Below are 15668 nucleotides of genomic sequence, written 5' to 3' on the forward strand. Positions count from 1 at the left end.
TTTTTTTACTTTCTTTGTAAATATGATGCTATTGGAACATTGTCATAATAGCATTTAAACTATATTTTTCCTTTCATAAAAAGACATAAGGATTAGCTGCTTTTTTAACTATAGTGCAACTAATCCTTTATGTCATCTTCTATATAAAATATTAAACATCTATTTTTTTCATACATTTACGATATTAAACTTGGATTACCCTTAAATAAATTATTTCTACATATATCTCTTTTTTCCCTTTAAATTTTTCCACCTTTTTTCTCCCTATTTTCCACATTTTTCTACACCCATATTAAACTTATTACTTTTACCCACTGTAACTTACGATAAAAATATATAAAAAAACGAATACAAACTAGCCACAATAATCAATATCAGCTTAGTTTATATTCGTTTTATTCCTTGTTTATTTTTTCATATTCTATATACAGCTACAAATTTAAGTGTATGTATGCTTCATTTACTCAGTTAAGTTATTATATTATTTAATATGTTTATTAATTTAAATGATCTCCTAATATGGTTACCTTAACATCTTGCCTTCCCCAGTTGTTACATTCACTATTACTAGTAAAAAATACATCTACTTCGTTTCCTTTTATTGCACTTCCTCTATCTGCTGCAATTGCATATCCATATCCATCAATATATAAATATGTTCCAAATGGAATTACACTTGGATCAACTGAAACTGTGCTTATACCATTAGGATCTCTTGATACTGCTAGTCCACTTGCTGTTAAGCTTCCAGCCCTTGCAGTATATGCTGTGGATGAACAAATAATTTCATTTGGTGTTGCTGCTTTTACTTCATTAACTGAAAAAGCCATTCCTGTTCCTAAATAAATACTTAGTGCTGCTGCAAATGCAGCTGATTTCTTTATAACTTTTCTCCATTTATAACCCTTCAACATCCAATTTCTCCCTTCAATTCACAAACTATGGTTTAAATTATAACATATATTTATGTAAACGTATAGACTTTTTTATAATTTAATTTTTATACGTTTAAATTAATTAAATTCATAAAAAGTTGAATTTTTTGATTAAGTAAAAGATAAAAGTTAAGAAATAAGAGTTGTAGATGAAATCCATTAAAGGAATTTCTACAAAATTTATTATTGAAAAGCCTATGGCTTTTCTTCCTCAACTATTCGCTTTTACCTTTCGCTTCCTACCTAATTCAAAACTTACAGCTTAATGAATGATATTTCTTAAAGTTCATATGTTACGCTTAAAATTAAATTTTATAAAATTTAATTAAGTACTATTGACTTTCTTTTTCAGTAAGAGTATTATTAAGTCAACAAAATAAACGAATTAAAATAAAACTAAATTATGAGGTGACAAATTATGAATAATATTATAAAAACTATTAACAACCATAGATCAATAAGAGAATATTTAGACAAGGACATTCCAGATGAAATTGTTGATGAAATTGTAAAAGCTGCCCAAGCTATGCCTAACTCAATTAATGGTCAACAAACAAGTGTTATAGTTGTGAGAGATAAGGAAAAGAAAGAAAAGCTTGCTGAGCTTGTAGGTAACCAGCCTTATGTTGCAAAAGCACCTGTATTTTTAGTCTTTGTAATGGACTTTTATAGAACATATCTTGCTGGTGAAAAAACTGGCATGAAACAAGTAATACATGAGGATATTGAAGGTATTGAGGCTGGTTCTGTAGATGCTGGAATAGCTTTAGGAACTTCTATAATTGCTGCTGAATCACTAGGACTTGGAATTGTCCCAATTGGAGGTATAAGAAAAAATCCTGAAGAAGTAATTGAACTTTTAGGATTACCTAAATATACATTCCCAATGGTTGGTCTAGTAGTTGGATATCCTGCTAATGAATCTCATACAAAACCAAGAGTTCCATTTGACAGCTTTAGACACAAAGAAAGTTATAACGCTAAAGCCGTTGAAGAATCTATAGATGTATATGACAATCAAATGAGTGAATATCTAAAAGATATCGGAAGATCTGAACAGGAAACAAATTGGAGTACTTTCACTTCGAGAGTTTACCAATCAGTGTATTATCCAAAAGTAAAACCTGCAATGGATAAGCAAGGCTTTAAATCATAATACTTGGCAAAGTCAAAAAAGTAATAATTCCCAAGGTAGTATAGCAAAAAGCATACTACTTTGGGAATTTATTATTTCACCTAAAATATTTCATACTAGTTTTTTTCAGTTCTTTTGTACTATACAAAACTTTATAGTCCTTAACTCTAATATTATCTGCAATGCTTTTAATGACTTTATCGCAGCTTTCTCTATCTTTTTCATGGATCATAGTATAAAGATTATAATTCCAAGCTGAACAAGGCTTTCTCTCATAACAATGACTTACTTTATCTATTGATGCAATATACTTACCGACTTCATCTAAATTATTATCTTCAATTTTCCATACTACCATGGCATTAGCATTAAAGCCAGCCTTTCTATGATAAAGTATAGCTCCTATTCTTTTTAAGATTCCAGATTTATTATAGCTTTTTATTTTTCCTATAAGCTCATCTTCGCTCAAGCTAAATTCATCTGCAATTTCTTTATAGGGATTTTCTGTTATTGAAATATTCTCTTGAAGCCTTCCTATTATTTTTTTATCTAAGTTCTCAATCATTACTTATCCTCTCCTTGAAAATTTAAAGCTACTTTAACCTTAAATAATTTTATTGATGGCAGACTTATTATGTCCTCTAAGTTAGTTTTATCCTTTATTTCTTGGATAACGCTACTTAGTCTTTCCTCAGAATAAGTAATTACAGTAAACCACATGTTATATTCATCTTCTCTTAAGTAATTATGCGTAACTTCGTCATATCCATTAATACACAAAGCTGTTTCTTCTATTTTATCTTCCGGGACCTTAGCTGCACAGAGAGTACTAGTATATCCAATTTTTCTTGAATTAAAAATCCCTCCAATCCGCCTAATAAGTCCTTCTTTTTTTAAATTGTTTATTCTTCTCAAAACTTCCTTTTCTGTTATAAAGAGTTTTTCCCCTAGCAACTTAAAAGGTCTTTTATCTATTGGTATTTCATCTTGCATTAAATTGAGCAATTTTTCGTCTATTTTATCCATAAGATTCCCTCCCTGTACCCATTCATACCATTTGTTTAAGAAAACTATTTAATTATTATAAATACATATTCTATCCGATGCCATATAATCCCCATCATTATAATATGCTGCCCTTGCTCTACAGCCTCCGCAATTCTTTTTTGATTTACAGTCATTGCAAACTCCACTATATTCTTGAGTTCTTAAACGCTTAAAGAATTCACTGTTTTTCCATATTTCATTAAAAGGAGTTTCTTTAACATTTCCAGCTGCTTCCGTTAAATATGCGCAAGCTTGCACATCCCCTTTAGGACTAATAATACAATAGCTTGTTCCTGCAATACAGCCTCTTTTAAATCTGCTATCTATGCCTAACTTTTCAGCTATTCTAACAAATTGTGGTGCACAGGTTGGTTTGATTTCTATATCAACTTCTTTTTGCTTTTCCATTATTTTAGTTAGCAATTCTTCATATTCCTTTGGCTTTAATAACTCATCTTCTATATTTTTTCCTCTTCCTGTAGGCACAAGGAAAAAGATATGATGAGCTGCTGCTCCCATTGCAACTGAAAAATCAGTTAAGCCTATTATTTCTTCCTTATTCCAATCCATTACTGTTGTATGAACTTGAAATTTAATTCCTAAATCCCTACAGTTTTTCATAGCGTAAATTGTGTCTCTAAAAGCAGTTTCATGACCTCTAAAATCATTATGCTTTTTAAAGTCAAGGCTATCTAAGCTTATTCCAAGTGCAGAAATTCCAGCTTCTTTTAATTTTAATGCCATTTCCTTAGTAATAAGAGTTCCATTTGTTCCAAGTACAGGTCTTAAACCTGCTTTAGCAGCATAATTTATTAATTCAAAAATATCTTCTCTCATTAAAGGCTCTCCGCCAGAGAAAATCATTATTTTAAAATTTGCTTCTGCAATTTGATCTATAAGTAATTTTGCTTGTACTGTGGTTAATTCTCCTTCACTTTCTCTGCCTGAATCTCTATAGCAGTGGCTACACTTTAAGTTACATTTATTTGTAGTATTCCACGATATTATCATTTATTTCACTCCCCCATCATATGTACTAAGCTGGATAGTTATTTTAAAGATTAAATATTTCCTCATCCTTAAGATAACAAGCTGGATCTTCTTCCCAAAAGTCACTATATACGGCTTCTGCCCTTGTTCTAAAATTCCCATTACAAACGCTTAACCAGCTGCATTTAGCACATCTTCCCTTTAGAAGTTCCTTTCTATTTCTAAGACCATTTAATATTTCGTGTTCTGAATTTCTCCATATGTCTCCAAATTTTTGTTCTTTCACATTTCCAAAAGTGTATTGCCATGTGAATTGATCTGGATGAACATTCCCATAAAAATCCACATTACCAAAAGCCATACCAGATCTATTTCCACCATTAGTTTTTAGAAGATTTAATACCTTTTCAGCTTTGTCTTCATATTTTTCTAAAGCTTTAAGATAAGTGTAAACAGCATCTGCATGATTATCTACTGTTAGTATCTCAACTGCTGGTCCAAATTCTATAGCCTTTCTTATTATTAAGTCCATGACCTCTCTTGTTTCTTCCTTTGAAATATCCTCTTCCATCATTTTGCTACCTCTGCCAGAGTATACTAAATGGTAAAAACAAACTCTAGGAATTTTTTCTTCTTTTATTAAATTAAACACATCTTCTAAATCTTTATAATTATTTTTATTTATAGTAAATCTAAGTCCAACTTTTTGATCAACCTCAATACAATTTCGAATTCCTCTTAAAGAACTATCAAAGGCACCTTGAACTCCTCTAAATCTATCATGATTACTTCCTATTCCATCAATACTTACTCCAACATACCCCAATTCAATCTTCTTTAAGGCTTTACACATATCTTTATCTAAAAGAGTTCCATTTGTTGAAATTGTGCTCCTTATTTTTCTTTGATTAGCATGCTCTAATATATCCAAAATATCTTCTCTCATAAGTGGTTCTCCACCGGAAAATAGTAAGGCTGGCACATTAAATTCCTTTAAATCATCAATGAATTGTTTTGCTTCCTCTAAAGAAAGTTCTCCCTCATGCTTTTTATTGTCTGCACTTGCATAACAATGTTTGCATTTTAAATTGCAGGTTTTTGTACAGTTCCAAGCCACAACTGGCCCTCGTCCAGGACTAACTCCATATTTTTCTGTTGAAGCTCCTTCCACGTATCTTAAGTTATCGCCATAATTTTTAGAATCACATAATAATTTAGTTATACTTATCATTTTACCAATACCTCTCATGTATATTTCACTTGCTGTATTCACCAATTTTTTACTTTATATGTTAAGAATAAATTACCACATACACTTAATTATGTAAACCTTATTTGCTTATATTTTGTATTCATTTACATTACTAATTTTTATGCCCTATAATATAATACGTTCTTGTTTTAAATAAAAATACACGCTACTTATTTTCTAAATAGCGTGTATCATTCTAATATAACTCAGCATTATGAATTAATAAAATCCAATATATCCTTAGTTTCTATTTTATTCATTAAGGTTTTAAACCAATAAGTATATATGTCTGGATTAACCTTAATATCCTCCTTAATATAATCAACATCAACCCACTTGAAATCATCAACTTCCTCTTTATTGGGAATTACTTCTCCATCATATTTTCCAATAAATACATGATCATATTCATTTTCAAAAAGATTAATTTCAAATTCTACTTTATAAATAAAGCTGAACATTTCTTTAAGGTTACAAGTAAAGCCCATTTCTTCTTTTATCCTTCTATAAACTGCCGTATATAAGTCCTCACCAAATTGAGGATGACTGCAGCAAGTATTAGTCCATAATCCAGGGGAATGATATTTTTGCACACTTCTTTTTTGTAATAGTAATTGATTATCAGAGTTCAATACTAATATAGAAAAAGCTCTATGCAATATCCCTTTATAGTGAGCTTCCATTTTTTCAATAGAACCTATTTCCTTATCAAACTCATCAACAGCTATTATATATTCTGCCATAAAATTTTCACCTCAATTTATATTATTACTTCTAAAGTGTAAAGTATAAAATCTATTTTAACAATGCTTAAATACAATTTAATAATATATTGTTAAATATCATTGCTTATAGCCCTACCTTCAATCTTCTCTTTATTTTTCCAAAGCCATATTAGCATTTCCGCTGCCCCATCAGCACAAACCTTGTTATTTTCATTAGTAAAGTATGCTACAAAAAGCATTTCAATAGCCATCATAATAACTGGCATAGCTTTTTTCTCTTCCATAGTTAATGGTATCTTTTCATTATAACCTTCTACAATATTTTTTACTATCTCAAACCATTTTGCTGTTTTATTATCATCATTAATATTATCAATAAGAAGCCCTAATGCCATATAACACAAGTCAAAAATGCGCACATCAATTTGACTCAAATCAAAATCAATATATCCTGTTAAAACCTTATTATAAAATAACATATTGTTTAAATGAATGTCTCTATGGATTAATTGTCTTGGGAGTTTATAATAAATAGCTTCTAATTGCAAAATACATTCATTAATAATATCTTTAGGAATTAGATTTACTTCTTTCTCTCTTATAGTACTTAATACCCAGCCAGTTATTTCATCATAAAAATTATTGTCCCTACAAGGCAATATATCTTGGCATTTCTCAAATCCAATATGCAGTTTGCCAATTACTTGTCCTATTAATAATGACAATACTTTATAATCTTCTCCATAAATATTATTAATATGTTCTCCCTTAATTTTTTTGCTTAAAAAGTAATAAGAATTATCTCGTGTTATATATTCTGCTCCATCAAGAGTTTTTATTATTGAAGCTACTGGTATATCCTGAGCTGCTAACACTTTCATCAACGATAAATTACTGTTTAAGGATGCAAAATTAGTTCCTGTTTTTAAAACATACCTGCCCCCTATATCCCATGCAGAACCATAAATTTGTTTGACTGATTCATTTGAAATTCCCCAATTAGCTAAGATTTTATTTTCTTCAATAAATGCTTTCATATACTATTTCCTACTTTCTATTCATCTCATCATATATAAGTTGTAATTAAGTTCATAAATTTTGAATTTACAATTGTCAATTATTAAAATAGCATATATACATATAAGGCTAAAGATAATTAATTTAACAGCATAAATTTTTATACTAAATTATCCACTATTGTATGAATATATTAATTTTGATATGATTTATTCATAAAAAGATATTATTTTATATAAAACGGAGGTACCTAATAATGATAAAAATACTCTTATGCTGTGGCGGTGGTTTTTCTTCAAGCGCCTTAGCCAGCAAGGCAGAAAAGGAAATAAAAGAAAATAATATGGAAAATGATTTTCACATTGAATTTTCCCCCTTTATATTAGCATTAAAGAAAAGTTCAGAATTTGATATAATAGTCTGTTGTCCTCATTTAATTCCTGATGTAAATAAACTTCTAAAAAAATCAACTCCTAATATACCTATCTATATTCTTCCACCAAGAATGTATGGATTACTTAGTATAAAAGAATTAGCCTTAGATGTGACAGATATTATTAACTTATATAATAAAAATAAAGTAAATCCAGTTCATTTTCCTGGCGAAGAAAACACTATGTTAATTACAAGAAATGTAGCTTATAGAAACAGATAAATTTATTTGCGGATATTTTATATTATGATATAATTGTATATCTAATTTATGATAATAATAACAGATTAAAAGGAGTAACTATTATGACAAATTCTTCAATGTCTATATCTACATTTTTTAAAAATAGATTTGTCCAAGTAATTATGGCCTCATCTATTTTTCTGCAGATAGGAATATGGGTTCGAAACTTTGCAATATTGTTATTTGTAATGGATAAGACAAATAATGATCCAGTTGCAGTTTCTTTAATTTCAGTAGCTGAATTTGCGCCTATATTTATATTTTCATTTATAGGTGGAACCTTTGCAGATAGATGGCGTCCTAAGCGCACTATGGTTTGGTGTGATCTATTAAGTGCCATTTCAGTTTTTGCAGTTTTGCTTACAATTATTTTAGGAATTTGGCAGGCTGTATTTTTTGTAACCTTTATTTCCGCAATTTTATCTCAATTTTCTCAACCTTCTGCAATGAAGTTATTTAAATACCATGTACCTGAAGAATTTATGCAAACAGGAATGGCTATTTTCCAAACTCTCATGTCTATTTTTATGATTATCGGACCAATGCTTGGGACAATTGTTTTTCAAAAATTTGGAATAGATGTGTCTATTGCTATTATGGGAGTAGCTTTTCTTTTATCAGCTTCAGTTTTAACTTTATTACCTTCTGATAAAAAAATCGAGCAAAAAGAAATGGCTTCTAATTTCGTGGAAGAGTTAAAGGAAGGTTTTGCTTATGTTTGGGAAAAAAGAGCTCTTACTATATTAGGCTCTGTCTTTGCAGTATCTGGTCTTGCTGTTGGAATTATACAACCACTTGGAGTTTTCTTAATTGTAGAAAGATTAGGATTGCCTAAAGAAAACCTCCAAATATTACTCATGGTAAATGGAGCAGCAATGTTTATTGGGGGCGGCCTTATTATGACCGTATCAAAAAAGATAATGCCTCAAAAGCTTCTAGCCATAGGACTTATAGTAAATTCAATTTCTATGGTTGGAATGGGACTATCTTCAAATTGGCTAGTTACACTATTATTTCAATTTCTTAACGGCTTTTTTATGCCTTGTATTCAAATCGGTATAAATACATTGATTCTAAAGCTTACAAAATCAGAATTTGTAGGAAGAGTAAACGGAGTTCTAAATCCTATGTTTATGGGCTTTATGGTAATCACAATGTCCCTTACTGGATGGCTTAAAAGTCAATTTTCTCTATCAATTCTTTACATTGGAGCAAGTGTACTGTTTATGTTAGGTGCCATATTAACTTCCTTAATATTTAACGTTTCATCTGAAAATCAAGTAGATTCAGTACAAGAATAAAAAGTTAAAACCACTCGTGGGGATACGAGTGGTTTTTTGTGGTATAAATATTAAAATTTTAGAAGTATACCTCAATCACCTATTTAATGGATGTATTGTAATTGGTTATGGGTTTAGGTAATTGGGTTATTACTATTACTCAATATACTATTCGTTAATGAATCATATTTTCTGACACAAAATATAAATTTTTCTCTTCTACATGTAGCTCTAACATCTAATAACTATACTTGCATATAATTTTATTTTGATTTATCAAGTTTTATTTGTTCTTCCCCCCATTTAGACAATTCGCTCAATGCAGGAAGTAGTGCTTTACCTCGTTCTGTCAGAGCATATTCTACTTTAGGAGGAATCGTTTCATATTGGATTCTAACAATAAGATTATGTTCTTCTAAGTCTTTTAAAGATTTTGTAAGCATCATATTAGTAATACCTTTAACTTTTCGTTTTAATTCATTATATCTAGTGAACTCATTATCAAATAAATACCACATAATAGGAAGCTTCCACTTTTGTCCTATAATCTCTAATGCATATATAAGAGGACATTTAATATCATATATATTATCACTATGAACTTCTACATTGCAATCTGTATCCTTATTCATAATTACAACTCCTTTAAATTACATTAGTATACTTTTTATACTAACACAGAAAAAACTGCATACTTGTATCTTTATGACCTTATGCTATATTAATTATAGCAGAAAAATTAAAAATAAAACATTATAAAGAAAGAGGAGCTCTACTATGAAAGTTTATGCTATTAACGGAAGTCCAAGAAAAAATAAAAATACAGCTACATTACTTCAAAAAGCTTTAGATGGAGTTAAAGAATCAGCAAAAGATAAGGAAGTTGAAACTGAAATTATTAATTTATATGATTTAAACTATACTGGATGTAAAAGTTGCTTTGCATGCAAAAGACTTGGCGGTACAAGTTATGGAAAATGTGCTATAAAAGATGATATTTATGAAGTTTTAGAAAAACTATCTCAAGCTGATGGAATTATCTTTGGCTCTCCAATATATTTTGGCAACATAACAGGTCAATTACAGTCATTTTTAGAAAGATTATTATTTCCCAATTTAGTGTATGATAAGAACTATTCTACAATTGCACCAAAGAAGATGCCGACAGCATTCATTTATACAATGAATGTTCAAGAGGAATTAATGGATAAAGCTGGTTACCTGTCAACTTTTAGTAAAATCGAATCTATCCTTGGACGTATACTCACAAAACCATTAGTTATGTACTCTAATAATACTTACCAATTTGATGATTACTCAAAATATGAATCTAGTGCCTTTTCTGAAGAAGTAAAAGCAGCACATAGAAAACTTCAATTTCCTTTAGATTGCGAAAAAGCATTTGAACTAGGTGTAAATTTAATAAAGTAATACGAATTATACAAATAATCGTTAATTCCCAGTTATTTATCATGTGCATATAACATAGTTATTTCTAACCTTTTATCAACGACACCAACTGGTAATATATCACCTTCATTAAATTCTAAATCTGTAACCAAATATTCACCAATTCCTAATACAGCAATACTGTCACCCTTTATTGTAGTACCATTACAAGATACAACATTATTAATTATTGTTACTATTGTCATAGTATCTTTATTATATATATATCCTTTCATAATATTTGACCTCCAAAATAAGAATTTTTATTATTAATATTTACGAGCCTTACCTAATAAACTAGAGTCTACTTCAATTCTATTATTTGAAGTAGACTCCCCACTGTGTCACAATTGTTTAATGTCTTCTTTTAATTTAAAATTATTAACTTGTTTAATAAGATTATTAGAAGTATGTGCAAGTAATTGTGCGGTATTTGCTAAATTTTCAGCTGATATAGTGACTTCTTGAGTTGAAGCAGCTATTTCTTCAGAAGAAGCTGAATTCTCTTCTGATATGCTGGCCGTAGATTGTATTCTTTCAACAATTTGATCTTTTTCATTATTAATTTCTTCAACCGTAGAATTAATTGCTTCTATTTGTGGAAGAATTGTATTAATAGCTTCAATTATTTTCTTAAAATTATCAACCGAAATTTCTACAACATTTGTTTGCTGTTTTAAATCATAATTAACTTCATTTGTGGTACTTACTACCATGGTTGTTTCCTTAGAGATATCTTGAATTAACTTATTAATATCATTAGATGATCTCTTTGATTGTTCTGCTAATTTTCTAATTTCTTCAGCAACAACCGAAAATCCCCTACCTGCATCTCCAGCTCTAGCTGCTTCTATTGAAGCATTTAATGACAATAAATTAGTCTCCTCTGCAATACTGTTTATAACATCCGTTATTTTATTAATTTCTGAAATTTTTTTGCCTAATCCTTGAATTTTCCTACTAACATTACCAAATGAGTTGCTGATAGTATTTATTGCTTCAATAAGAGCAGACAGTTGAGCATTACTACTTTGTGCCATATTATTAACTGATGTCGTATTTTCATCAACATCCTTAATTGATGCAGTAATGTTTACAATTTCATCATCTAATTTAGAAAATGTATCATTTATTACTATTAATTCATTTGATTGAACTGTAGCCCCATCAGCGATTCTATGTATTGCAGCGGCAACCTCCTGCATTATAGATTCCATTCCTTTTGATACAGATGCCAGTGATTTAGACTTTTCTAAAGTTAATAAGCTGCCATCCTTAATTAACTTTAATATATAAGAAATCGAATTTATAGTAACTGCTAATTCCTTTTTCATTAGTCCTATTTCAGATTTTTCATCACTTTCAATTTTAACTGTAAAATCTCCCCCAGCTAAAGTATCTAAAATACCGTTAAATGAACTAATAGATTTCTTTAATAATTTAATAACCGTAGTTGCAATTAATAATATTAAAATAATTGAAACAATAAAAAGCACTATCAAAGTAATAGTTCCATTTACATAATCTTTATCTGTTTTATTAAATAATTTCTCTGCATCAGCTTTATTCTTAATAACTGCCGAAGAAATCACATCTGAAAAATTATAATTATTTTTTTCAAAATTGGATTTATTTAAATTTCTTGTATAAGTACTAATCACATCATTATTTTTAGTTTTAGTTATATCCTCACAGTTATCTTTTAAAGTAAGAAATAGTTGATCTATAAGCTCATTTGTTTCATTGTTATCGAATGTAAACTCTAATGACTTATATTGAGTCAAATCTGAAGAAATACCCTCAATTGCCTTATTAATATTATTTTTATACAATTCTTTTGGATTTTCTATTTGGCTTGGAATATCATTTCTCAAATCATTTAAGTGCATATTAATAGAACTTAATAGTATGTCTCGTTGAAGAGAGCTTGTATACATTAGCTTAAGATTATTATGAGTCGCATTAATAGTAAAAAATGATGATATTCCAATAATGAAAGTAGTTAGAATTGAAATAAAGCATATAACTTTAAAACTTCTAATTATAGTTATGTTTTTTAATGATAGCTTTGCAAAAATGCTTTTAGAGAATCTATTCTTTAAATATTTATTTTTTAAATTTTTGGAATTTGCATCAAAAACTCTTTGTTTTTTTAATTTTTTATCCATTCTAGCACAACCTCCAAAGTAGCGTACCTAAATTTTCATTAATTGATTGTAAGTTCATTGCCATTAACTTCAGTAAAACATTTTCCATCTAATCCAAAAGACTTATTACTATTTCGGAATTTCATTCTTAATTCTATTTCTCATAATGATAATCTCCTTCTTTACTTTATATCACTTAATTTAGGCATAGAATCTATTGCCCCATAATTTGTACATGTAATTGCTCCCACTTTATTAGCAAATATAATTATGTTTTTCCATTCTTCAAAGCTTATATTTTGCTTATCTTCAATATCAGATACTTGTTTTAATACAGCTCCAACAAATGCATCTCCAGCACCTGTTGAATCTACCTGCTTAATTCTAATAGATGGAATTATTTCATTCTCTCCATTAACACTTATATATGTTCCTTTAGAACCTAGTGTAATAGTTACAACTTTAACGCCTAATTCATGTAACTTATTGACTCCTGCTGTTATATCCTTTTCTTTAGTTAATAAAAATAACTCTTCATCACTTAACTTAGTGAAATCACTTTGTTTGATGAAAAAAATACTATCCTCTATAAATTGTGCTAACTTATCTGTTGTGATTAATGCATCTCTATAATTTGGATCGAATGATACATATATATTATTGTTTTTTGCATATTCCAATAATTTAATATATGTTTTCTTCAATTCACCATCTAAAAATCCAGTGGCTGAGCCAAAATGAATTATATCTGAGCTTGCTATCTTTGATAAATCAATATTGTTAAATGAATACTCACCATCGCTTCCTCTTAAAAAATCAAAGTTACGTTCTCCATTTTCATCAATTCCAACCAAAGCTATTGTTGTACTACCTTTTTCCACAGTCATTTCAGTGTTTATCCTCAAGTCCTTTAATAATTGAATTAGATGTTTTCCGAAAAAGTCATCTCCTACTTGACCTAAAAAATAAGCATTCCCCTCTAATTTAGAAATACAAGCCGCTACATTGGCAGGAGCTCCACCTGCTTTTTTTTCAAATTTTTCTCCGTTTATTAACCCTTTATTATCAACACAAACCATGTCAATTAAAAGCTCTCCTATACAAAAAATATTTTTACTCATATTTATCCCTCCATATTTACTTCATATTTCATCTAGCTACTAAACTTAATCTTCTAAGTGTATTTTTTTCTAATTCTTTTAATGCTTGATTAATCTGCGATCTTGCCCATTTGTCTCCATCTTCACCTAGATATTGTCTATAATTACACTCTATTACCTCAATAAGGTATAAGTATACTTTATATAGTGTGAATCTTACGTATTCATCTCTAATAAATTCAATTTCTGCTTCCATGTTTCTTAATACTAATATTTTTTGCTAGAAACTCTTTATACATTTAAAAGTGGCTAAATTATAAAATCTAATTTAGTCACTTTTTAAATACATCTGAATATAATCTTTAGTCTAAAACAATACTATGTTTTTGAATATTTATTTCAGCCTCTCCTTTAGCATAAAATGAAATATCTGTTGCATCTAAAGCAGTGTAAAAAGTAGATGTCATTACTTGTTCACCATCATTCACAAAAATCTCTACAGAATATTTGTCGATGATTAATCTTAACTTAACCTTTCCATTTTGATTCCTTACATTCATTTCTCTCTTATGTAAAGTATCACTAAGTCTTGCCGAATAACTTCTATCAAATGAAACTATATTTCTTATTGGCTCAAAAGTTATTAATGTTTCATATTCTTTATTTTTAGCAATCTTAATTATAAATTCTTTGCAAGCTTCACCATTAATTTCAACAGACATATCTAATTCTCTGCCTGATATATCTTCTAATTGCACCTCATCCTTAATTGATACATTCTCATATTTAACAGTGTTTTTATAGTAATTCTTAATTTCTCTAATTGGATTTTGAATTAAATGACCATCCTTTATTGTAAGTTCTCTAGGAATACTCATCATCCCACACCATTTAAGGTCCCTTGGAACAATATTATTTTCCCAAGATTGCATCCACCCTATCATAATTCTTCTTCCATCTTCTGCTTCAAGGGTTTGAGGAGCATAAAAATCCAAACCAAAATCTATAGTTCCATAATTCTCTCTATTAAATTTATGATTTTCCTTATCATATTTACCAATTAAATATACTGTATTGTGGCCATTATGAAATTTTAGCTCTTGTGCCTTTACTTCCATCGGCGAAATCACCAAAACATCGTTTCCATCAACATTAAAAAAATCTGGACATTCCCACATACGACCTATTTTATTTTCACTCCTATCAAGAATAGTAACAAAGGTCCATCCTCTTAAATCCTTTGATTTATATAAAAGAATTTGTCCACTTCCATCAGCATGTCTACTGCCGACTACAAAATAGAAGTCATCTCCTTCTTTCCATATCTTAGGATCTCTAAAATCTTCTAGGTTGCTGCCTTCTGGCAATGAATCACTTGTAATAACAGGATTACAATCTAATTTTTCATAATCCATACCATCTCCAATAGCAATACATTGAGTTTGTCTAATAAGATGAGTACCATCTTCTTCAACTTTCTCTAACACTCCAGTATACATAAGTATATGCTTACCATCTGACTCTACAGCACTTCCTGAAAAACATCCTCCCATATCATATTCTTGATCTGGTGCAAGCGCCGCTGGAAGCTGTTCCCACTTTATAAAATCTTTTGTTTTGCTATGCCCCCAATGCATTGGTCCCCATTTAGTATCATATGGATAATATTGATAGAAAAGATGATATTCCCCTGCAAATTTTGAAAATCCATTTGGATCATTAATCCAGCCTATTGGTGCAGATAAATGAAATAATGGTCTCTGTTCTTCAGGAATACTATTAATACCTTCTTCTTCAAAAACTCTTGCTTTGTCTAAAACTTCACTATTATTTCTCACTATATTATTCATAATCATTTCCTTTCAATTATCCTAGATATTACATAAGCGACCCTAAAGTCGCCTATGAAGGTTAG

Annotated in this window: 17 protein-coding genes; 4 read left to right on the forward strand and 13 right to left on the reverse strand. The window is 29.3% G+C overall.

The window, feature by feature from the left end:
- Positions 1-497: 497 nt before the first annotated feature.
- Complete coding sequence (locus GXK56_RS20380) at positions 498-914, reverse strand: 3D domain-containing protein (RefSeq protein WP_160690854.1); 417 nt, start codon at positions 912-914, stop codon at positions 498-500.
- A 439-nt stretch (positions 915-1353) separates the two neighbouring features.
- Between GXK56_RS20380 and GXK56_RS20385 the strand changes: the two genes are divergently transcribed.
- Positions 1354-2091 carry an NADPH-dependent oxidoreductase gene (locus GXK56_RS20385; protein ID WP_160690856.1) on the forward strand — a complete coding sequence of 246 codons (738 nt, stop codon included), beginning with the start codon at positions 1354-1356 and terminating at the stop codon, positions 2089-2091.
- Positions 2092-2167: 76 nt separating this feature from the next.
- On the opposite strand, the gene GXK56_RS20390 is transcribed toward GXK56_RS20385, so the two are convergent.
- From GXK56_RS20390 to GXK56_RS20415, 6 genes are all read right to left on the reverse strand, one after another.
- Positions 2168-2635 (reverse strand): Lrp/AsnC family transcriptional regulator, encoded by a 468-nt coding sequence (locus GXK56_RS20390; protein WP_160690858.1) that lies wholly within the window; start codon positions 2633-2635, stop codon positions 2168-2170.
- Positions 2635-3096, reverse strand: coding sequence for an AsnC family transcriptional regulator (locus GXK56_RS20395; RefSeq protein ID WP_160690860.1), 462 nt, complete (start codon positions 3094-3096; stop codon positions 2635-2637). Before GXK56_RS20395 ends, GXK56_RS20390 begins: the two co-directional genes overlap by 1 nt.
- 48 nt (positions 3097-3144) lie before the next feature.
- Entirely contained in the window at positions 3145-4128 is a 984-nt protein-coding gene (gene nirJ2 / locus GXK56_RS20400) for a putative heme d1 biosynthesis radical SAM protein NirJ2 (RefSeq protein ID WP_160690862.1), read from the reverse strand.
- Positions 4129-4171: 43 nt separating this feature from the next.
- Positions 4172-5338 carry a putative heme d1 biosynthesis radical SAM protein NirJ1 gene (gene nirJ1, locus GXK56_RS20405; protein ID WP_160690864.1) on the reverse strand — a complete coding sequence of 389 codons (1167 nt, stop codon included), beginning with the start codon at positions 5336-5338 and terminating at the stop codon, positions 4172-4174.
- A gap of 233 nt (positions 5339-5571) precedes the next feature.
- Positions 5572-6102 carry an isopentenyl-diphosphate Delta-isomerase gene (gene idi / locus GXK56_RS20410; protein WP_160690866.1) on the reverse strand — a complete coding sequence of 177 codons (531 nt, stop codon included), beginning with the start codon at positions 6100-6102 and terminating at the stop codon, positions 5572-5574.
- 92 nt (positions 6103-6194) lie between these two features.
- Positions 6195-7121, reverse strand: a complete 927-nt coding sequence (locus GXK56_RS20415) for a phosphotransferase (RefSeq protein WP_160690868.1) — start codon at positions 7119-7121, stop codon at positions 6195-6197.
- A gap of 236 nt (positions 7122-7357) precedes the next feature.
- On the opposite strand from GXK56_RS20415, the gene GXK56_RS20420 reads away from it, so the two are divergent.
- Positions 7358-7756: a PTS sugar transporter subunit IIB gene (locus GXK56_RS20420; protein ID WP_160690870.1), complete on the forward strand. Its 399-nt coding sequence runs from the start codon at positions 7358-7360 to the stop codon at positions 7754-7756.
- A gap of 83 nt (positions 7757-7839) precedes the next feature.
- Entirely contained in the window at positions 7840-9078 is a 1239-nt protein-coding gene (locus tag GXK56_RS20425; protein WP_160690872.1) for an MFS transporter, read from the forward strand.
- Positions 9079-9320: 242 nt separating this feature from the next.
- On the opposite strand, the gene GXK56_RS20430 is transcribed toward GXK56_RS20425, so the two are convergent.
- On the reverse strand, positions 9321-9689 hold the full coding sequence (locus tag GXK56_RS20430; RefSeq protein WP_160690874.1) for a helix-turn-helix domain-containing protein: 369 nt from the start codon (positions 9687-9689) through the stop codon (positions 9321-9323).
- Between the two features lie 145 nt (positions 9690-9834).
- Here GXK56_RS20430 and GXK56_RS20435 point away from each other — a divergent pair, with 145 nt between their 5' ends.
- Entirely contained in the window at positions 9835-10488 is a 654-nt protein-coding gene (locus GXK56_RS20435; RefSeq protein ID WP_160690876.1) for a flavodoxin family protein, read from the forward strand.
- A 32-nt stretch (positions 10489-10520) separates the two neighbouring features.
- Here GXK56_RS20435 and GXK56_RS20440 read toward each other — a convergent pair whose 3' ends face one another.
- The 5 genes from GXK56_RS20440 to GXK56_RS20460 form a co-directional block, all read right to left on the reverse strand.
- Complete coding sequence (locus tag GXK56_RS20440; protein ID WP_160690878.1) at positions 10521-10742, reverse strand: hypothetical protein; 222 nt, start codon at positions 10740-10742, stop codon at positions 10521-10523.
- A gap of 108 nt (positions 10743-10850) precedes the next feature.
- The gene (locus GXK56_RS20445) at positions 10851-12674 is read right to left on the reverse strand and encodes a methyl-accepting chemotaxis protein (RefSeq protein WP_160690880.1); all 1824 of its coding nucleotides are present in this window, start codon (positions 12672-12674) and stop codon (positions 10851-10853) included.
- Between the two features lie 161 nt (positions 12675-12835).
- Positions 12836-13774, reverse strand: a complete 939-nt coding sequence (locus tag GXK56_RS20450; RefSeq protein ID WP_160690882.1) for a carbohydrate kinase — start codon at positions 13772-13774, stop codon at positions 12836-12838.
- Between the two features lie 28 nt (positions 13775-13802).
- Positions 13803-14009, reverse strand: coding sequence for a hypothetical protein (locus tag GXK56_RS20455; protein ID WP_202127922.1), 207 nt, complete (start codon positions 14007-14009; stop codon positions 13803-13805).
- Positions 14010-14115: 106 nt separating this feature from the next.
- A complete protein-coding gene (locus tag GXK56_RS20460; RefSeq protein ID WP_160690884.1) occupies positions 14116-15603 on the reverse strand; it encodes a glycoside hydrolase family 32 protein in 1488 nt (495 codons plus the stop codon).
- Between the last annotated feature and the right edge of the window lie 65 nt (positions 15604-15668).

The sequence above is a fragment of the Clostridium sp. C2-6-12 genome, assembly GCF_009928485.1.
In the GTDB taxonomy this organism is placed as follows: domain Bacteria; phylum Bacillota; class Clostridia; order Clostridiales; family Clostridiaceae; genus Clostridium.